A 19,045-nucleotide genomic window follows, 5' to 3' on the forward strand; every position below is an offset into this window, starting at 1 on the left:
GCTTCAGCAAAGTAGCCATCGCACTCCGAGTGATGAGCCCAAGACCCCGCAAACTCTCCTCCCCACCCCTACCGCGATCAGGTCGGATCCACTCGGATCTCCTTGAATCAGCTCTCCTCTTCCCAAACCACCGTAAACAACTGCAAACCACCGTGAACAATCCATTCTCCGAAGCATTCTGCGAAGAGCGAGCCGTAAACGCCGCCCTCCCAAATCCGTCGAAGAAAAAAGTGCATTCATCCTCCACTCATAGCCCCAAACTCACTCCACCCAAGTGACCCAAGCGGACCCTTTGGACACCGCGAATCCCCCCTCCTTTTGGCCCTGCCCATGAACTCTCCCGACAACTTTCACATCACCCAGGCAGACCTCGCGCGCCCAGATCACCAGCAGGCCACGCTCCAGATGATGGATGCCTATGCGAACGATCCCATGGGCGATGGCAGACCTCTCTCAGCTTGGGCCAGAGAGCATCTCATCTCCGGCCTCCGCGAGCATCCTACCACCCTTGTCTTCCGCGCCTTTCGCGACTCCGAACCCGTCGGCATCGCCACCTGCTTCCGCGGCTTCTCCACCTTCGCAGCTCGACCTCTCCTCAACATCTCCGACTACTACGTCCTTCCTCAACTCCGCGGCACTGGCATCGGCCGCCAGCTTCTGCAAGCCATCGAACAATCCGCACGCTCGCTCGGCTGCTGCCGCCTCACCCTCGAAGTCCAGGAAAACAACCATCGCGCCCGCGCCATCTACACCGCCGCCGGTTTCGCCCAGGCCATCTACGTCCAGGAAGCTGGAGGCTCGCTCTATTTGACCAAGCACCTTTGAATCATCTTTCAGAACCACCCTTTCACGCTCATCTTTATCTTGTGCATGAGCGATCATCGACACCATCTGCTCAATCTGCTGACATGACCGGCCAGCAAACACCCAAAGTCACCACGGCCGACGTCACACGCATCATCATCCGGGACTTCGGCCCCGATCGCAGCGATGAAGTGACGAAGATCCTGTCTGCCTATGGCAGGGAGGATTGGCAGCAGGAGACTCCACGCGTCTATCTTGCCATTCTCAAGCTTGCCAGCGGTGATCTCGAGAAACTCCGCCATGAAACCAAGATCGCGTGCTCGGATTTCCGGGACGTCATCAGCCCTGCGGAATACCGGCGCTATGCCGAGATCGGATGGTCTGCCTCAAATCCTGACAAGCACGCTGAAGAGAGAGCGATGCAAGAAGACTGGAAGGAGTACCAGGAATGGCTGAACCGGCGGTAACGCAATAGTTGCAATGGCCGCTGAACGAACCCCATGCACCCCTCCGATCTCGCCACCAGCTACGACACCATCGCCCATCAATGGCTGGAGCCGCACCTCGCCAGGAATGGCATCCGCCAGCATGAGCACGCGCTGAAATTCCGCGAAGGTGGCGGTCTGGCCCTGGATGTCGGCTGCGGTTGCAGCGGCCGCTTCATCGACCTGCTTACCAACCATGGTTACCAAGTCGAAGGCCTTGATGTCTCCGCCCAGATGATCGCCCTGGCACGGACACGACATCCAGACACCGCCTTCCATCACGCCGACATCTGCACCTGGCAGCCGAACCAGAAGTATGACTTCATCACCGCCTGGGACAGCATCTGGCATGTGCCGCTGGCGCATCACGAAGACGTCCTGAAAAAACTCTGCGCTGCTCTCGCACCCAGCGGCCTCTTCATCTGGACCACCGGCGGCCTTGATGCCCCCGAAGAAAAACAAGACTCCTCCATGGGCCCGCCCGTCCACTACAGCGCCCTCGGCATCCCGAGAACACTGCAAGTCATCACCGAAGCCGGCTGCATCTGCCGCCACCTCGAATACGATCAGCTCCCCGAAAAACACCTCTTCATCATCGCCCAAAAGCCCTCATGAAAGTGGTGCAAGCTTCCAGCTTGCTTGCCCGTCCATCAAACGAGCGAGGCACTTCACTCCATCGCTCCCTCTTGAGCGCCAACGGCGCGGGCCATACCAGCCTAGGGCGCAAGCCCTAGGACCTCATGCGCACACTGCGCCAAGCGCTGAAAGCGCGCCTCATGCACGCCTAACCACGAATGCACCCACAGCCATGTCACCTCACAACGACTTGTTCCCCTTCACGATCTCGTCATAGATCCACGCATAGGTCATCTCCATGCCATCACGCAGGCGCGTGCTCGGCTCCCAATTGAAGACCTGCTGAATGAGCGTGTTGTCACTGCTGCGGCCGGCCACACCCTTCGGCGCGTCCAGTTGATACGTGCGGTGCAGCTTCACGCCGGCGATCTCCTCCACGATGTCCACCAGCTGGTTGATGCTCACCATCTCCGCACTGCCGATGTTGATCGGCTCCACGTAGTCGCTGTTCGTCAGCATCTGCGTGCCATACACACAATCCGTGATGTACATGAAGCTGCGTGTCTGCTCGCCCGTGCCCCAGATGTCGATCTCCGGGCGGTTGTTGATCTTGGCCAGCGCCACCTTGCGGCACACCGCCGCAGGTGCCTTCTCACGACCACCATCCCACGTGCCGTAAGGTCCGTACACATTGTGATAGCGCGCCACACGTGTCTTCAGGCCGAAGTCCTCGCGGAAGTGACGGCACATGCGCTCGGAGAAAAGCTTCTCCCAGCCATAACCATCTTCCGGCAAAGCTGGATAGGCATCCTCTTCCTTCAGCGCGGGCACCTGAAACTCCTTCTGCTTGTCGCCATTGTACACACAGGCGCTGGAGGCATAGAAGAAACGCTCCACACCCGCATCCTTCGCGGCCATGCAGAGATGCGTGTTGATCAGCACGCTGAGCATGCACAGCGCCTTGTTGTTCTCGATGAAGCCCATGCCGCCCATGTCCGCCGCCAGATTGTAAACCGTGTGCGCATCCTTCACCGCCTTCTCGCAGGCTTCCTTGCCCTGCAGGTCCAGCACCAGGTTCTCCACATCATCAAAACGCTGATACCACTGGTCCAGCGGCTTCTGGTCCACGGCACGGATGCGGGTGTAGCCTTCCGAACGCAGATTTGCCACCAGCGCGCCGCCGATGAAACCGCCTGCTCCGCAGACACTGATGAGTTGGTCGTTTGCCATGGAAATGAGGGACTTGGATGGGGAGCCGAGGCTCCGGAAAACAAAAGAGGCGGGATTATTGAAATCCCGCCTCCGAAAGCAAGCTGCGAATATGGGGTGATTCACCCCTTTCCCTGCCGCCAGACCGCCCTCCGGGCCCGGATATGCGCCACATCCCGGGCCATGCGCCAGGAATCCCGCACAAGGTGCACCTTCCCGCCAGGGGTCTCATGCCAGTCGATCGGCACCTCCCGGATGCCGCATCCGGAATCCAGCAGCGCCACCATCAGCTCCACGTCAAAGGCAAAACGCATGATCGTCAGGCGATCCGCGATCTTCTCATAAGCCACCCTCGGCACCAGCTTCAGCCCGCACTGCGAGTCATACACCGGGATCCTCAGCATCTCGGACACCAGCGTGGCATACACACGGCCCAGCAGGTGCCGCTTCAGCAGCCGTTCCACCTTCCGCCCCAGCATCTTGATCCGCGAGGCAAAGATCGCCGTCAGCTCGCTGGGGTGCTTAAAATTCTGCTGCTGCGCCAGGGTGATCAGCCTCCCCACCTCGGCAGGTGAGCAGGAGCCATCCGCATCCACAAAGCCCAGCCACTCCGCTCCCTGGTGATCCTCCCAGCCCGCATACACCGCACCGCCCTTGCCCACATTCTGCGGCAGCACTTTCAGCGGCAGCAGGCAGGGAAACTGCGGCCGCAGCCGCTGGATCAGAGCCTGCATCTTCGCCGCTTCCTCAGGTCCAGAGCCATCCTCCACCACCATCACATACACATTCCCAAGCGCCGTCACCTCACGGCACAGGTCTGGCAGGAAGCTGATGATGCGCCCGCTTTCCGTATGACACGGAACCACCAGATGAATGCGCGGCACTTCAATCATGGTTCAGCTTCCTCTCGATGAGCCTCAGCGCCAGCAGCATCTCGGCGATCACACGTTGCAGCGCATAATACCAGCCGCGCCAGCCATCCCAGATCGTGCCTTTCACCAGCAGTGTGTAGATCAGGGACGCAGGCACCGCCGCCCAGCATGTGAGCCGCAGCTTGTCCTGCATCCGCAGCTTGCTGCGATCAGCGGCACGGAGCTTCTCCGCCTCCAGCAGCGCATACTTGTCTTGAGAAGAAAGCCACCTCGTCAGCGGCTTGCGGTCATCATGATCGATCTTGCTCGTCAGATGCCCCAGCACTCCCGGCACATGCAACAACTGCGTGTGCCCGTCCTGCACATAGCGGCAGCGGCTTTTCTGAAACAACACCGCACGCGGCGGATACAGCGACCCACGCAAGGCCTGACCAAAAATGAGGTAACGAAATCCCGCATCATACGCATCTACAGCACCATCCAGCGCCGCGAGCTCCTTCTCGAAACCTTCCCCCAGCACATAGTCAGCATCCAGTGCCAGCACCCATGCAGTGCTCGTGGCATCCACACCGTGATTCCACTGCTTGGTGTGGTCATCGAAAGCCCGCACCTCAAAGCGCACATTCGGAAACCGCGCCGCGATCTCACGCGTGGTATCCGTGCTGCCACTGTCTAGCACCACCACCTCACGCGCCCAGGCCAGCCGCGCCAGCGTGCGCTCGAGGTTCGGTGCCTCGTTCCACGTCAGGACCAGCGGGGTGATGTCAGCAAGGTTCATGTCACAGGTTTGTCGACACTCACCACCATGGTCATCCACAGCAGAGGCAGCCTACCAGCTCCGCGAAACTCGAAGTTCGCAAAACCGGCCTCCTCCAGCACAAAGCTCAGAGTCTTCGGACTCCAGAGCTTGATGTGCCCCCCGTCCCACAAAGGCGTCCAGTGCTTGTCCCAGCCATTGGTCAGTGAGATCAGCAGGTTCTTCCAATACCCATGATAGGGAGTCGTGCAGATGAACCGGCCTCCAGGCTTCAGCGCCTTGAACACACCCCGCACATACGCACGCGGATCATAGAGATGCTCGATGACTTCCGTGCTGACCACGATGTCAAAGGGCTCCACCCCCAGATTTTTCAAGACATCATCATCCGCTCCCAGCACCTCAAAGCGGGCTCCCGGGTGTGACTTCCGCGCGATCTCGATGCCGCTCTGACTCAGATCGATGCCTGTCACTTCGCAGCCCTTTTCCAGGAACATGCCGCAGGTGTATCCATTCCCGCAGCCGACATCCAGCACCCGCGTTCCAGGCTTCAGATCCCCGGCCAGCTCAAACACTCGCGGCATGAAATGACGGTGCATGTGGGAAGCTCCGTCATTGAAAAAACGATAGTCTGAAACAGGGGCGCTCATGGGTCGGTTGCAGGGTCAGGGAAAGACACCAGACGGCGATACAGTTCTTTCAGCCGGGATGCCATCAATTCGCTGGAAAACGCGCGCGCGGCCACTCGTGCACGACCTGCCAGTGCGGCGCGTGCCGTCGCATCGCTCAAAAGAGAGAGGCAGTGACCGGTCAGCGCGTTCGCATCATCGACTGGTGAGATCACCACGGCATCACGGCAGTCTTCCTCATGCACCAGGGCCACTCCCGGCGTCGTGACACAAGCCAGACCGGCAGCCATCGCCTCAAGCAGCGCGATCCCAAAATTCTCGGATCGTGAGGGCAGGACAAACACATCAGCACCGCCTAGAAGCGCACGTTTGCTCTCACCCTCCACATGTCCCGTCCAGAGGACAGCATCGCCTAACGAAGCAGCGCGCTCCTTCTGCGCCTTCACATAGTCAGGCGCTCCGCTTCCTGCCAGCACGAGCACGACATCAGGCCTGGTCTGCCGGATCTTCGCAAAGGCATCGATCAAACACTCCACACCCTTCTTCTCATCCAGGCGCGAGAGAAACAGCAGCACTTGCTTGCCAGAGGTCACCGGCCACTCCGCCTCCATGGCGGACCTGGCAGGCAGCGTGTCGAGACCGCTCAGATCAAAGCCCAGCGGCAGCATTTCCACAGGACTGCGCAGCCTCAGAGCCTTCACCTCCCCGGCCTCCTGCACACTGGTACAGTGGATGGCCGCTGCCGCATTCAGCACCGGCCGGTCCAGCAGCCGGAACGAAGCCCACTTCAACCAGCGGCGCCGATTCTCCATGCCCCAGGCACTCAGCGTGCCGAGCGGGCGCACCACGAAAGGCACGTGGCGTAGCATCGATGCCCAGCCTGCGGCCAGCGTGGCAAAGGAAAACACCGCATGCACATGCACCACATCGTAGTTCCCGGCCTCGCGCATCAACCACCTCAGCAGCGGCAGCGATACCTTGTAGAACTCCGTCTGCTTGGGGAAGTAGCGCAACCGCCAGCCATCCTGGATGATCCAGCCTTGCGCACACACGTCGTCCAGCCGGCAGCCTGGACCATCATCATCCGTGGTCACCACGTCCACCTGCACGCCTTCGGCCACAAGGCCCGCCGCCATCACCGGCAGCACCTTGCTCGGTCCGCCATGCTTGACCGAGAGTGAGGGAATGACATGCAGCACCTTCATGGTTTCATTCCCAGGCTCTCAATGCAGTGCTTCAGCACAAACACGCTCCATACCTGATACCAGTTCGGCATCGGCACGGGTGCTCCGGCGCCTGCCCTGGCAAACTCATCTCCCCATTCGCTGCCCAGCCATTTTTGATACGGGAAGAGAAACCCGCGCTTCTTCTGGTTCACCACCCATTCCGGCACCTCCGGCACCGCCTCCGTGAGCAGGGCCTTGTTAGGGCGCAGACGCTGCGGCGCGGGGATCTCTGTGATCCTCTCCGCCAGCACCCGGTCCACAAACGGCACGCGCAGTTCCAGGCCACGCGCCATGCTCATCACATCACTGTCACGTAATAATTGGTTGCGCATGTAGCGGGTGAGCTCGAGCTCGGAAATCTGATCCTGGGCGGCGCCATCATTCTTCCCGCTCTCCAACCGTGAACCGGGAACTGCGAACTGCGAACCTTCCCCCGTGATCCACCTTGTCAGCGCCGCAGCCTCCCCTTTGGAGAAAATCCCGCGCAGCGCCCCAAACGCATCCGCCACCGTGCCCGGGCTTCGCAGAAAGTCCGCCAGCCTTCGGTGCTGCGGCTTGCCTCTTTGCAACAGCATCGGCAGCCCTGGCACGCGGCTGAGCACGGGATGCAGGCGCAGCATCTTCGGGATCTTGGAGAAGCTTGAGTAACCTCCGAAAAGCTCGTCACCTCCCAGCCCGCTGAGCACCACCTTCATCCCATGCTGACGCGCCAGCGACGACACCGTGAAAGTGTTCAGCCCGTCGATGCTCGGTTGATCCAGATGCTTCAGGAACTCGCCAAAAAGGCCGCGCGCCACTTCCGCATCCAGCCTCATCTCATGATGATTCGATCCAAAGTGCGCCGCCGTGCGCCGCGCGATCGGCCCCTCATCCGCCACCTCATCATCCACCGTGATGGAAAAGCTGCTGATGCCTCGGTGTCCCGCCTCATTCGCCAGCGCCAGGATGGCCGTGGAGTCGATGCCACCGCTCAAAAACACACCCACCGGCACATCACTGACAAAATGATGCCTCACACTGTCAATCAGCGCCTCACGTGCATGCCGGATGTCATCACCGCTGAAATCAGAGCCGAAGCTCAGGTTCCAATATCGCTGACGCTGAGTCTTCCCAGCTTTCCACACCAGCGTGTGACCAGCCTCGAGCATGCGAACCTCCTTCGCCAGCGTCAGCGGCTCGGGAACCGTGCCTGTCTCAAAGTAACGGCACACCGCCTCTGCATCCAGCGCGGGCTTGAAGATCCCGCTGCCGCAGAGCGCGCGTAGCTCGGAGGCAAAGGCCAGTGTTCCGTTGGCTTCATGAACATACAGCGGCTTGATGCCCAGCGGGTCACGGGCCAGCAACGCTTCTTGTTTGTCCTCATCCCAAAGACAGAAGGCAAACATGCCGCGCAACTGCCTAACCATGTTTTCACCATGACGTGCATAAAGCTGCAGCAGGACCTCGGTGTCAGACTGCGTGGCAAAGACCACACCACGGCTTTCCAGATCAGCACGCAACTCGCGGAAATTGTAGATCTCCCCATTGAAGCAGATCACCCGCCGTCCATCAGCCGAGATCATGGGCTGATGCCCCGCCGATGAGAGATCCAGGATCGAGAGCCTCCGGTGCGCCAGTCCCACACTGCGGATGCCATCCATCCACACTCCACCATCATCCGGCCCGCGATGCAGCAGCGCGGATTGCATCCTCACAAGATTCGCCTCCAGGTCAGTGAGACCCGCAGGGCTGGAAAGAATGCCGGCAATACCGCACATGATCGTTAGTTAGGCAGCAGCTCGTTCAGCGCTCGTTGCAGATACATCTTGAAGGCTTCGTGACCATAAAGCTTCACCACCTCCCGGTGCAGAGTCTCCGGCTCATGCAGCCACGGCTGCTCATGCTCACGGCGGAAAAACTTCAGGATGGCCGCTGCAATCTTCTCCGGATCCCGTGGCGGCACCACGAAGCCCAGGCGGCCGTGATCCACAGCCTCCGGCGAGGCATCCTCACTCCCCACCAGGCAAGGGCGACCGCAGGCCAGAGACTCCAGATACACAATCCCAAACCCTTCCCCCGTGCTCGGCATCACATAGAGGTCAGCCAGCCGATAGTAGTCCGCCAGCTCAGCCTCGGGAATGAAGCCCGTGAAGATCACATGCTGCTCCAAACCAAGCTCCGCCACCATCTGGCGCAGTCGCGCTTCATCATCACCGCGCCCACCGATGACGTAGCGCAGTGTTGGCAGCGTCTGCACCAGCTTGGGTAGTGCCTGCAGCACCTGGTCCTGCCCTTTGTAGCGTTCTGTGGCAGAGAGCCTGCCGACCGTGAATAGCACCGGCTGGGCCGCCTTCAGTCCATGACGTTCCAGCAGATAAGCGGCCTTGGGGCCTGGAGAAAAGTTTGCTTCTCTGAACGTGTTCGGCACCACTGGCATCCGGCTCAGCGGCACCTGCCCTTCACGCTGGATCACATCTCGCGTGAAAGCACTGACCGGCAGGATCCCGGTCATAGAGCGCAGAGCGCTGCCAAAGCTTCCGCCGAGCTGCCCCCATACCTCGATGCCATGCGCCGCCGTCAGACACGAAATGCCAGCCCATCTCAGCGGAGACATCGCCTTGGCAAAATGCGGATGCGTGCTGAGCACAAAATCCGGCTTCTCCTTCAGCGCCCACATCACACCACTCGCCGCAAACGCCAGCGTGCGCGCCATCCCGCTTCTACTGCCGAAAGCATGAAAACCTCCCGCCGGATCATCACGCATGTCGTTCTTGCTGAACACGCGCAGCTCCGCCTGCGGATAAAGCTCCCTTAAAGCCCGGACACAGCAGTCTGAGTAGTGCTGGATGCCTCCAGTCTCCTCAATGCCGCTGACCCAAAGGTGGATGCGCTTCATACTAACAAATATTGCGGCAGTCCGGCCAGTTACTCCGGATAGCGCGGATGCCGCAAAGGCTTCACAGGCCTGTTGACAGGGGGCGCCGCGTAGGCAGCCCGCGCCGCCTGGAGCTGACCAGCCACATCATAATACCTTTTGAAGAAGGCCGTGTGTACGATCCAGACGAACACCGCGAAGGCCGCGCACGATCCCGTGGCTTCCGCCACAAGTCCGCCCGGCTGGAGGAGGCCCAGTCCAGGCAGGGCCCAGCGCGTCATGCTCCAGTAGTCACCCTGGTGGTAGTAAAACCCCGCCCTGCGGTCAAACATACCCGTGATAAAACCAATCACCAGGAAGCCGATGCAGACTCCATACCAGCCGAAGTTCACATACAACTCCAGCACGTTTCCGGCACCCACGCTCGTCCCTTCCGCGAATTTTTGCCCCGTGAAGTGACTCACCACCGTGCCGCTCCCCCCTGTTGCAGGCTTGTTGGGCCAGATGATGCGCGGCACCCACGCAATCGCGGCCACCCACAGGGTGTAACCGTGGGCATAGTCCACCTTTCCCTGCGCCAGTTGCCGGATCGCTTTGCCCACAAGGTTGTTCTGATTCAACCGCAAGTCGATCGACTCCAGGTGATACTGCGTGTTGACGTTGAGCAGCTCGAAGTTTTCGATGAGGCCATAGAAGCGGTCGACACGGTCCTCCAAAGTTTGCTCGCCCCAAACGGACTGCCGGATCTGCGCACGTTCACGCATCCAGTTCACATAAAACGTCAGGCCTCCGTACACCACCAGCGTCACAACGGCGAGCGAAAGCCAGCGGGGCCGGTAAAAGCGCAGCACAAACATCCACACCATCGACGCCGCAGTCGCCCCATAACTGGCGAAGCCTAGAAAGACAATCGTGATGAACGGGAACACGGCCGTCGCCAGCAATCCCAGCGCCAGTCTTTTCCCGTCCTTCAGATAGAAAGCTCTCGAGCAGTAAATGAAAACCGCCATCACAGAGACATAGGCACCCGCTGTCGCCATACTGCCCAAACTGGGAATCCGCTTCAGGATCGGGGCGCCGAAGAAGCACAGCAACGAGATCACCAGCAGCGTTCCAGGAAGCTGTGAGGTGATGCGCCGGTCCGCATGGAAAGCTTTCGGTTTGGGATCCGTACGCATCCACAACGTCGCAGCCAGAAGCCCCACCACAAAAAAGCAGAACCCAAAACAGGCCGCGCGAAAGCCCAGGAAAGTGTTTTGTAGCGTCACCCCATCCTGGATCAGAATCTCCGACCTTGGAGTGTAACCCGGAAGTCCATGTACAAAGGCCCCCACAGCGTAAATGAACGTGAAGGAAAAAGTGTAGGCGGTCGGCAGGCCGATCGCACGCCTGGAGTTCCACTGCTGCACCAGCAGCACCGAGACGGCGGCCAGATAGATCACCAGCAGGGTGTTCAGGTTGGCCTTGGTGGGTTCGGCTAGCAGGTCTTCAAACATCAGAGGACATTCGGTGGAGCATTGGGGGGTGGGGACGAGCGGGACATACGCGCAGGCGGCTCAGAATCCAGTGCGCAATAGGTAGCTTCACCGGACATCCGGTATGGCAGCTTCAGGTTCGGCGCAGCCCGGCGTAGGCTTTCTCGGACATGGTGAGGAAGTCATCCGCCACCAGGTCCCAGCCCCGCTTGTCTTGGATCAGCCAGAGATTCTCCACCTGTCTCGCCAGGGCTTCCCGGTCTTGATCATAGGAGGACAGCCGCTGGATAAAAAGGTCCGGCCGGCGCGTGGGGAGCACCCACCCCGTCAGGTCGTCCGTGATGAGGTCGGGACCAGCGCAGTGACTGGTGCAGAGAACAGGCAGACAGGCCGCCTTGGCTTGTGCCAGCACAGCAGCGAAACCGTCATGCAGGGTGGGAAAGAAGAACACATCCGCCTGATTGTAGATTCCAGGCAGCTCTGACTCCGGCACCCGCGGCACAAGCTCAAACAGCTCCGATGCGCCAGCCACCTGGCTCATGGCATCCGGGGTGACACCTCCCACAAGGCGGAATTCCATGCGCCCTCGCAAAGCCCGGGCCACGCTGATCATGTCCCGCACACCTTTTTGCAGTGAGACATTGCCCGTGAAAAGCACCTTCAAAGGTGCGCCAGAGCGGATGCGAGCCAGCCGCTGATCCACCACCTCGCGCGAAGGCCGGAACATCGTGTAATCACTCCCGAGAGCAAGACGGAGGATCTTATCTTCTTCATACCCACGTTGAAGGAAGGAGTTCCGCGCGTAGGAGGAGAGGGTGACGATATTGTGAGAGACCTGATACTCCTGCCGCTCACGATGCATCATCCATGTGCTCGGCAGCTCCACTTGAGCTCCGGCAAGGCGTGATTCACGGTGGAGCTCCTTGTATTGATCACTGATGTGGGCGGATCCCCGCATCAGCAGGCGCAGCACGGGTCGCCGACGACGTTCCAGGTCACGATACGTTTCCAGCGCCACTCCGCTAAAGGCATGCACAATGTCCGTCTCATCCTGCATAATGCATCGGCTGGTCCAACGGGAGAACCCCTGATGAAGCAGACGCTCGAGGGCCTGGCATTTCTCCACCCAGCCCCAGCGGTAACCATAACGATGCAGCAACCCGAGCAGGGGAAGGCATTTCAAGTTACCTCTCGGCACACCAAACTGCTCCGCTTTGAAGGCAGGGTAGTTCGTGTACAGCTTCAGCGGCACACCTTTCTTGATCAGCGCCTCGGCCAATGCGAAGGCGTGAAAGCGGCCCTGAACCACGATACTGACTGACAAGGGTGCGCTCATGCAGAAGGAATAAAACGTCCTTGCTCATGACCGAACAAGGTTTGCTCCATGGTTTCGAGCCTGCAGGCGTAAGTTGCGCCGGAGCTAATAACACGGTCACGTGCCGCAGCCGCCATGTGGGAGCGTTCAGACGCCGGCAGGGCCAGAAGCCGGCGCGCCTGGGACGTCATGGAAGCCGTGTCCGTGAAGTAGCTCACCGCCTCCCCCTCTTCGCCAAAAAGCCTCCGGTGATCTTCCGTGTCCTCCACCAGCAGGCAGCCTCCGATGGCGGGCAGTTCATAGCTCCGCATCGAGTGTCCGTCACGATTCGCCCGCCGCACAAGGCAGAGATTGGCACCCGCAGCCGCCACAATCTTCCGGCAAGTGGCCGCGTCCGCATGACCGTGGGCGTGCGCGGCGAGGTCCGGATAGTTCTGCCAGTAACCTCCCCACAGTCCCAGCGGCACACCAGCGTCATTGAGCGCACGTGCGCAGGCCACGCGATCAGCATCCGCACCGCCGATGAAAGCCACCAGGCCTCCCCAGCGCTGCCGGTCGACCTCTGTGACATCGTCCGGCGGAAAATGATCCTCCGGCGCATAAGCAAAGGGCAGGTAGAAGACTCCCCTCACACCGTGCGCACGGAGGTCATCTTCATTCGCATGCCTCGGCGTGAACACATGCCGATAGTGCGGGAGAGCGCGCATGAACCACGGCGCACGGTGCTGCCGGTTCCAGGGATCATCCGTCAGAAAGTTCACCACCGGAATCCCGGCCCCATCCATTCTCTGCAGCGTCACTTCATTCAGAGGCGCCAGCCCGGTCACCAGCACCCAGTCAGGCTTCACACTCTGGCACCTCGCCCAGACAGCCTGGCTGAACTGCCCCATGCGCGGAGCCCGATGTCCCAAAAGGTGCCAGCAGACACGCCTCCACCACACGGGCCCTACGCTGGCGGCGTTTACATCCAGCAGTTCCACCTCGTGGCCCGACGCGCGTGCCGCATTCAGAAAATGCAGGCCCACATGAGAGGGTTGTGGAATTCCAATGATGAGCAACCGCACGGACAGAGAAGCAACTAAAGTTAGGCGTATTTCACACGCTCCCAAGCCCGGCACACCCCAGCAGCCGCCTGCACGATGCTGTAGCGCCCCACCAGCTCTCGGCAGCGCCGGCGTGTGGCTGCGGGATCCTCGAGCGACCATGAGGCGCAGCGCTCCAGCGCGCAGGCCAGGGAAACAGCATTCCCCGCCTCGCAGACCTCGCCTGTCCTCCAGGAAGCGATGAGGTCCGGCGCACATCCCACAGCATCACTCACCACCGCAGGCAGTCCGTGATGGAGGGCATCATTCACCACCAGGCCCCAGGTCTCCATCTCTAGGCTCGGCAGCACCAGCACATCCGCCGCATGATACCAGGCGCTCAACCCTGACTGGTTCACAAATCCCGTGAAATGGCAGCGCATCCCCAAATCACGCGCGCAGGCCTCCTCCAGATCCTGCTGCAGCTCGCCTGAGCCCACGCAGACCAGATGCCCACGGTCACGCAGTTTCTGGGGCAGCGATCTCAAGGCCTCGGGCAGCAAAAGCACCCCCTTGCGCCGGGAGAGTTTTCCGGAAAACAAAACCACCCATGCATCCGCGGAAACGCCAGCCTTCACACGGGTCGGCAGGCGCAGCGCCTCCCGCGCGGCCTCGCCCGTTTGAAAGGCAGATGTGTCCACGCAGTAGGGAGAATGAATGAGGCGCTCCTCATCATCCACACCTAACCTTTGATAGTGTTGGAGCGAACGCTCCCCAAGGTAGAGACAGACGGAGCAGCGGCGGTACAAGCGCCGGAGCATCATGTCCCGCAGCAGCGCCCGCCACCAGTTGCGCTTGGAGTGTGGCACATCACTTGTCTCGCCTCGGAAAAGCAGCGGTACCTTTCTCTTCACGGCCCATTTCAAAGCCGCCCGATCCAGCGGATGATGATACCCCAGCGCCAGCACCGCAGCGGGCTTCATGTCATCCAGCGCAGCCTCCAGGCCTGCGGCAGTGACACTTTCATAATCAGCCGCGGCGGGCTGCAGCACTTGATGGGAATAACCGGCCAGCAGGTCCGTCTCCCACTGGAAAGAAGCTCCAAACTCCCGGTCGCGATATCCACGGACACTGAAATCACCTCCGTAGATGACATGCAGCGGCACCTTCTCGGCCGCACGCCTCCAGACCGGCGCATGATACTGCACCGGATGAGTCTCAATGATGGCGAGCCGGCTCATTTCAGGTGTGACGCCTGACTGTTCATTTGGGGTGAGCGGGGAGGCACCGGCCTTCTCCGGGTGATCGGATCTCCAGCACGCTCCTCCATCTGTTCCAGCACACTCGCGAACTGCTTCTCATAGTGCCACTCTGCCCGTGCCATGGCGTGACCACGCCGTCCCATTTCAGCCACTTCATTCCTGTGACCGGCCATCCAGCAGAGCACATCGGCCAGCTTCTCCGCATCTCCCATCGGGCAGCTCATGGAGCAGCCCACGGCGGCATACAGACGCTCCCATTCAGCATCCGGAGGAATGATCAGCGCCAGCCCCTGCGAGGCATAGTCAAAAGGCTTGTTTGAGGCACCGGACATGTGTTGCATGTTGATGTCTCCCTCATGGATGCGCAGCATGCAAAGCCCCACATGGCAGCTGGATCCGCGCGCCATTAGCTCCGCACGCTGGGGAATGGTGCCCAGGTATTCAAACCGGTCGCTCACCCCCAGCCGCGCAGCCTCCGTCATCAGCACATCCCGGTACGTCATGTTCGAAAGCGGGAAATAACCGATCAGCGTCAGCCTCACGTCCGCCTGGCACAGCGCCAGCGCCTCCAGGATGAACACGCCAAAGCGCTCAGGCACGATGGAGCCGTGATACAGGACCTTCAGCGGCCCCTCCAGCGGACGTGATGGAGCAGACTCAGGTATCTCGTCCAGACTCGGGCAGTTCCACACGCAGAAAGCAAGCCCGCGAGAGGACGTGGTGTCGAGAAAGTGATCAAGGCGCTTTTGGTTAGGTAGCAAGATCAGATGCGCATCACGGCCCAGACGGTTTCGGGACTTCCGCACCTGGCGCAGCACGCTGCCGTCCTGGGCTCCGCACCCGACCGGCGAGTCGTGCTCATGATAGACCAGCCTGGCCAGCCTCAGTTTCAGGATGATCTCCGCCGCCGGTGCCGACAACACGTCCGAGGCATACACCCACGCCGGCCGCCAGCGCAGCGCGCCCCACACGCACCAGAGGATAAAGCCCAGATAATGCAGCTTCTGCATCACACCCGGCTTCTGATACCTGATGCGCCGGACCCGCACACGCGGATGCGGCGCGAACTCCAGCCCGTCTGAGCCGTTGCTGTGGATGCCGCGGAACTCCACCTCCCATCCTGAGCGGGCCAGCATGCGCGAGGCATGCTCCAGCGGCGGATAGCCCGCAGGATTTGTGTACTGGATGAAAAGCACACGCCGCGCCTTGGGCGCAGCGCTCAGGCGCACCACCAACCGTCCATCCCTGGACGTTGAGGTGAGCAGGAACCGCCTTTCCTTTTGCCGGTGATGGCGCCAGACCTCCAGCAGCGAATAACGCCGCACATACCCTTGGTAGTGGATGGCATGCGGCAGGCTGTAGGCGAGCTGACGCAGCAGTTCCAGCCAGCCCACCTCATGCCGGTGCCTCCACACATGCCTCACCGCACGCACCCAGCCCCACGGCTGGCCGATCCTCGGAAACCGCAGATAGGCCAGCAGCACTTCATTGCGGATCCACGGCAGCACGGAGTGCCCGTGGTCCGCATACGGACGGTCATGCCAGGCGCGCATCCACAGGCAGGACAGTATGCTCCAGCCAGCCGCCTGAATCTGCAGGGACAAGTCTGCCTCCTCCACACCATAGGCCGCAGGCACGGGCACATACCCCGGAAGCTGCGCATACATGGATTTCCGGTTCACGGAGGCGCTGCCCTCAAATGACCTAACAAGGGATGCTTCCAGCATCGGCATCAGTATCGGTTTCTCCCGGAGATACACCGCGGGTGACATCACTGCCGCGTTCGGAAAGGCCTCCATCACAGCCAGAGCTTGGGCGAAATATTCTCGATCCAGCGGCCAGGAGTCATCGTCAAAACTGGCGATGATTTCACAAGCCGCCTCATGGAAGAGGCGATGCCTTCCACCACCCGGCCCTACATTCTCCGCCGACTTGATGAGCCGGACTGGAACGGGCAGTCCCGCGAATGCCCCGGCAGCCAGTTCCCAGCCGCCATCACAGTGAATCAGTATCTCCTGGGGCAAAGGCCTGCAGTCACAGATATAACGCAGCGACCTGCAAAGCGTCTCATCACTTCGATACGCAGGTATCGCCACACTGACAGGCACGGAGTTAGGAATCTGAGCAGCCTCCATCAGCACAAAAGTTCACGGTAAATTTCATCCATCTTTCTCGCCACATCCGTCATGGTCGGCGGTGGTTTAATGCCTGCACGCAGGCGCTCACGCAGAGAAGAGTCCTGGGTGAAGCGCCTCAAGGTCTCTGCCCATGCCACCGCATCACCTGCGGGTGCCAGCAGACCATTCTCTTCATGAGTCACCCATTCAGCGATGCCCCCGAGATCCGATCCCAGCACCGGAACGCCTGCGGCAAAGGCCTCCAGCATCACCAGTGGTCCAGTCTCAAGACCAGTCGAAGGCACGGCCACTGCATCATAGCCAGCCATCGTCTGCACCACCTCGTCCGGAGATACTGGCAGATGGATCCGCACTCTCGCATCAGCCATCAGCATGTTGAGGAGATCCTGCATCCCCGCCTGAATATCCTTCTCGCGGACCAGATGACAGTGCAGTTCCAGCCGCAGGTCCGCCGCGTGTCTCAGCGCGGCTGCCAGCACATGCAGGCCCTTCACCGCATCCAGACGCCCAAAGAAGCCGATCTTCACAGATCCCTTTGAATCCTTCCTCGGGCTTCCAGCCGCCTCGCACGCCTTCACGGCCAGCCCATGGCGCACAATACGGAGTTGTTCGGCGGTCACTCCATTTCGCCGCATCACCTCTCCACCCCATCGGCACAGTCCAATGACTCTCGACTGTCCTGCGAGCCACCTCAGCGCTGCCTCGGTGCGTCTCCGCACCAGCGGCCAGGCACGGAAAGGCACGCGCCCGCTGACATGCTGCATGACGGGTGAAGACAGGGTCAGCGCCCATGAAGCAGCGCTGCCCACACCCAGTCCATGGAGCATGCAAGCAGAGCAGCGCAGAGGCCTCATCTCACCATCACACGGGGTGTGTCCCCAGCGCATCAAAGTCCCTCGCATGCATGTCATTGTGGGCGTGTGATAGGTGTAGACACAAGGCAGCCCCCTTTGTCTCGCCGCCTCCAGCCACAGCACGGAGACGGCCGGACTGTACGCATGAAAATGCACCACGTCTGGCTTCTCCGCATCCAGCACTTCCGCGAACCCGCGTGCCGTCTGCACCTCTCCCGCGCCATACAGAGCCGCCTGCGTGAGTTTCTCGGGCATCTGGATGCGGTGCACCAGCACTCCATCCAGCACGTCCTTTCCACCATCCTCCGCCGGTACCGCCACCTGGCTTGACCATCCTAGCGAGGGCAGCTCCCGGATCAGCCCCCGCACATACACCTCCGTGCCACCGCAGGCCGCCGGAAACCACGTGAAGGGAATGTGCAGCACCCTTTTCATTCAAAACCCGTGCATGCCCGCGGGCACATCGCCATCAGCCCTGGGTGCGGGATCTCCAGGAAGCACAGATCTCCTCAAACACCTGATGCAGCGGCACCGTAATGCCCCAGTTAGGATAGTGGGCACGGCACTTCGCCAGATCACTGATATAGCAGATGTGGTCCCCTTCTCGGTTCTTGTCGAGGTACTCATACTGCATCTTCTTCCCGCTCACCTCTCCGGCGATCTCGAAGGCTTCCAGGATAGACACACTGTTCGCGCGCCCGCCTCCAAGGTTGTACACCTCACCACAGCGCGGCGCCTTGGCGAACTCCTCAATGAAACGCGCCACGTCATGAGAGTGGATGTTGTCCCGCACCTGCTTGCCCTTGTAACCAAAGACCTTGTAGAGACGCCCTTCAAGATTGCACTTCACCAGATAGCTGAGGAAGCCGTGCAGCTCCACACCGCTGTGATTTGGTCCCGTGAGACAGCCACCACGCAGGCAACAGCTCTTCAGGCCAAAGTAGCGGCCATACTCCTGCACCATCACATCTCCAGCCGCCTTCGAGGCACCGAAGATGCTGTGCTTCGACTGGTCGATGGAGAAGTCCTCGCGGATCCCGTCATAGTCGTCGGCATCAGCATAGTCCCAGCGCGTGTCGAGTTCCTGCAGCGCCAGCGTGTTCGGGCGGTCCCCATACACCTTGTTCGTACTCATGTGCACAAACACTGCCTCCGGAGCATGGCGGCGCGTGGCCTCCAGCAGGTTCAGCGTGCCCACCGCATTCACATCAAAGTCATCAAAGGGCCGGCTTGCCGCCAGGTCATGACTCGGCTGCGCCGCCGTGTGCACGATCACATCCGGCTGGATCTCCTCCAGGCACTTCAGCACATTCGGACGGTCACGGATGTCCAGCTCACGATGCGTGAAGTCAGGAAAGACCTCCGTCAGTCGCTGCTGGTTCCACCGCGTGTCACCCTGCGGCCCAAAGAAGTCCGCGCGCATGTTGTTGTCCACGCCATAGACCTTCCAGCCCAGCTTCGAGAAATGAGTGACGACCTCCGAGCCGATGAGGCCGGAGCTACCGGTGACGAGCAGTTTTTTCATGCGTGAAGGTTTCTTAATAGGGAATGCATACAGATTGGCAAG

General features: G+C 60.6%; 17 protein-coding genes. 3 read left to right on the plus strand and 14 right to left on the minus strand.

All coding sequences use genetic code 11. From position 1 onward, the window contains the following. The first annotated feature begins 330 nt into the window (after positions 1-330). The 3 genes from BGE01nite_RS13940 to BGE01nite_RS13950 all read left to right on the plus strand — a co-directional run bounded on the left by BGE01nite_RS13940 (position 331) and on the right by BGE01nite_RS13950 (position 1,904). Positions 331-825: a GNAT family N-acetyltransferase gene (locus tag BGE01nite_RS13940; protein WP_146851087.1), complete on the plus strand. Its 495-nt coding sequence runs from the start codon at positions 331-333 to the stop codon at positions 823-825. 83 nt (positions 826-908) lie between these two features. Next, positions 909-1,271, plus strand: coding sequence for a hypothetical protein (locus tag BGE01nite_RS13945; RefSeq protein WP_146851088.1), 363 nt, complete (start codon positions 909-911; stop codon positions 1,269-1,271). Between the two features lie 33 nt (positions 1,272-1,304). Beyond that, positions 1,305-1,904, plus strand: coding sequence for a class I SAM-dependent methyltransferase (locus BGE01nite_RS13950; protein WP_146851089.1), 600 nt, complete (start codon positions 1,305-1,307; stop codon positions 1,902-1,904). Between the two features lie 201 nt (positions 1,905-2,105). Here BGE01nite_RS13950 and BGE01nite_RS13955 read toward each other — a convergent pair whose 3' ends face one another. The 14 genes from BGE01nite_RS13955 to BGE01nite_RS14020 all read right to left on the minus strand — a co-directional run bounded on the left by BGE01nite_RS13955 (position 2,106) and on the right by BGE01nite_RS14020 (position 19,003). Further along, a complete protein-coding gene (locus tag BGE01nite_RS13955; RefSeq protein ID WP_146851090.1) occupies positions 2,106-3,095 on the minus strand; it encodes an NAD-dependent epimerase/dehydratase family protein in 990 nt (329 codons plus the stop codon). A 101-nt stretch (positions 3,096-3,196) separates the two neighbouring features. Then, on the minus strand, positions 3,197-3,967 hold the full coding sequence (locus BGE01nite_RS13960) for a glycosyltransferase (protein ID WP_146851091.1): 771 nt from the start codon (positions 3,965-3,967) through the stop codon (positions 3,197-3,199). Further along, positions 3,960-4,724 (minus strand): glycosyltransferase family 2 protein, encoded by a 765-nt coding sequence (locus tag BGE01nite_RS13965; RefSeq protein WP_146851092.1) that lies wholly within the window; start codon positions 4,722-4,724, stop codon positions 3,960-3,962. The genes BGE01nite_RS13960 and BGE01nite_RS13965 overlap by 8 nt, the downstream gene beginning before the upstream one ends. Continuing rightward, on the minus strand, positions 4,721-5,353 hold the full coding sequence (locus BGE01nite_RS13970; RefSeq protein ID WP_146851093.1) for a class I SAM-dependent methyltransferase: 633 nt from the start codon (positions 5,351-5,353) through the stop codon (positions 4,721-4,723). Before BGE01nite_RS13970 ends, BGE01nite_RS13965 begins: the two co-directional genes overlap by 4 nt. After that, the gene (locus BGE01nite_RS13975; RefSeq protein WP_146851094.1) at positions 5,350-6,537 is read right to left on the minus strand and encodes a glycosyltransferase; all 1,188 of its coding nucleotides are present in this window, start codon (positions 6,535-6,537) and stop codon (positions 5,350-5,352) included. The genes BGE01nite_RS13970 and BGE01nite_RS13975 overlap by 4 nt, the downstream gene beginning before the upstream one ends. After that, positions 6,534-8,315 (minus strand): asparagine synthase (glutamine-hydrolyzing), encoded by a 1,782-nt coding sequence (gene asnB / locus BGE01nite_RS13980; protein WP_146851095.1) that lies wholly within the window; start codon positions 8,313-8,315, stop codon positions 6,534-6,536. Before asnB ends, BGE01nite_RS13975 begins: the two co-directional genes overlap by 4 nt. A 5-nt stretch (positions 8,316-8,320) precedes the next feature. Then, a complete protein-coding gene (locus BGE01nite_RS13985; protein ID WP_146851096.1) occupies positions 8,321-9,433 on the minus strand; it encodes a glycosyltransferase family 4 protein in 1,113 nt (370 codons plus the stop codon). Positions 9,434-9,462: 29 nt separating this feature from the next. After that, complete coding sequence (locus BGE01nite_RS13990; RefSeq protein ID WP_146851097.1) at positions 9,463-10,908, minus strand: hypothetical protein; 1,446 nt, start codon at positions 10,906-10,908, stop codon at positions 9,463-9,465. 112 nt (positions 10,909-11,020) lie between these two features. Continuing rightward, positions 11,021-12,223, minus strand: a complete 1,203-nt coding sequence (locus BGE01nite_RS13995; protein ID WP_146851098.1) for a glycosyltransferase family 4 protein — start codon at positions 12,221-12,223, stop codon at positions 11,021-11,023. After that, complete coding sequence (locus tag BGE01nite_RS14000; RefSeq protein ID WP_218032985.1) at positions 12,220-13,092, minus strand: CgeB family protein; 873 nt, start codon at positions 13,090-13,092, stop codon at positions 12,220-12,222. The genes BGE01nite_RS13995 and BGE01nite_RS14000 overlap by 4 nt, the downstream gene beginning before the upstream one ends. Positions 13,093-13,286: 194 nt before the next feature. Beyond that, entirely contained in the window at positions 13,287-14,465 is a 1,179-nt protein-coding gene (locus BGE01nite_RS14005) for a glycosyltransferase family 4 protein (RefSeq protein WP_146851100.1), read from the minus strand. Continuing rightward, entirely contained in the window at positions 14,462-16,621 is a 2,160-nt protein-coding gene (locus BGE01nite_RS14010; protein WP_146851101.1) for a glycosyltransferase, read from the minus strand. Before BGE01nite_RS14010 ends, BGE01nite_RS14005 begins: the two co-directional genes overlap by 4 nt. After that, positions 16,621-17,904: a glycosyltransferase gene (locus BGE01nite_RS14015; protein ID WP_218032986.1), complete on the minus strand. Its 1,284-nt coding sequence runs from the start codon at positions 17,902-17,904 to the stop codon at positions 16,621-16,623. The genes BGE01nite_RS14010 and BGE01nite_RS14015 overlap by 1 nt, the downstream gene beginning before the upstream one ends. Before the next feature lie 43 nt (positions 17,905-17,947). Then, a complete protein-coding gene (locus tag BGE01nite_RS14020; RefSeq protein WP_146851103.1) occupies positions 17,948-19,003 on the minus strand; it encodes an NAD-dependent epimerase/dehydratase family protein in 1,056 nt (351 codons plus the stop codon). Between the last annotated feature and the right edge of the window lie 42 nt (positions 19,004-19,045).

It is taken from the genome of Prosthecobacter gellanilyticus (assembly GCF_007992435.1).
Classification (GTDB): domain Bacteria; phylum Verrucomicrobiota; class Verrucomicrobiia; order Verrucomicrobiales; family Verrucomicrobiaceae; genus Prosthecobacter; species Prosthecobacter gellanilyticus.

Bases quoted from the DNA above. Each gene is read 5' to 3' on its own strand.
- BGE01nite_RS13945 (WP_146851088.1), top strand. From the start codon at position 909: ATGACCGGCCAGCAAACACCCAAAGTCACCACGGCCGACGTCACACGC.
- BGE01nite_RS13975 (WP_146851094.1), bottom strand. From the start codon at position 6,537: ATGAAGGTGCTGCATGTCATTCCCTCACTCTCGGTCAAGCATGGCGGA.
- BGE01nite_RS13995 (WP_146851098.1), bottom strand. From the start codon at position 12,223: ATGAGCGCACCCTTGTCAGTCAGTATCGTGGTTCAGGGCCGCTTTCAC.
- BGE01nite_RS13960 (WP_146851091.1), bottom strand. From the start codon at position 3,967: ATGATTGAAGTGCCGCGCATTCATCTGGTGGTTCCGTGTCATACGGAA.
- BGE01nite_RS13955 (WP_146851090.1), bottom strand. From the start codon at position 3,095: ATGGCAAACGACCAACTCATCAGTGTCTGCGGAGCAGGCGGTTTCATC.
- BGE01nite_RS13990 (WP_146851097.1), bottom strand. From the start codon at position 10,908: ATGTTTGAAGACCTGCTAGCCGAACCCACCAAGGCCAACCTGAACACC.
- BGE01nite_RS13985 (WP_146851096.1), bottom strand. From the start codon at position 9,433: ATGAAGCGCATCCACCTTTGGGTCAGCGGCATTGAGGAGACTGGAGGC.
- BGE01nite_RS13940 (WP_146851087.1), top strand. From the start codon at position 331: ATGAACTCTCCCGACAACTTTCACATCACCCAGGCAGACCTCGCGCGC.
- BGE01nite_RS13970 (WP_146851093.1), bottom strand. From the start codon at position 5,353: ATGAGCGCCCCTGTTTCAGACTATCGTTTTTTCAATGACGGAGCTTCC.
- BGE01nite_RS13965 (WP_146851092.1), bottom strand. From the start codon at position 4,724: ATGAACCTTGCTGACATCACCCCGCTGGTCCTGACGTGGAACGAGGCA.
- BGE01nite_RS14010 (WP_146851101.1), bottom strand. From the start codon at position 16,621: ATGGAGGCTGCTCAGATTCCTAACTCCGTGCCTGTCAGTGTGGCGATA.
- BGE01nite_RS14005 (WP_146851100.1), bottom strand. From the start codon at position 14,465: ATGAGCCGGCTCGCCATCATTGAGACTCATCCGGTGCAGTATCATGCG.
- BGE01nite_RS14020 (WP_146851103.1), bottom strand. From the start codon at position 19,003: ATGAAAAAACTGCTCGTCACCGGTAGCTCCGGCCTCATCGGCTCGGAG.
- asnB (WP_146851095.1), bottom strand. From the start codon at position 8,315: ATGTGCGGTATTGCCGGCATTCTTTCCAGCCCTGCGGGTCTCACTGAC.
- BGE01nite_RS13950 (WP_146851089.1), top strand. From the start codon at position 1,305: ATGCACCCCTCCGATCTCGCCACCAGCTACGACACCATCGCCCATCAA.
- BGE01nite_RS14000 (WP_218032985.1), bottom strand. From the start codon at position 13,092: ATGGGGCAGTTCAGCCAGGCTGTCTGGGCGAGGTGCCAGAGTGTGAAG.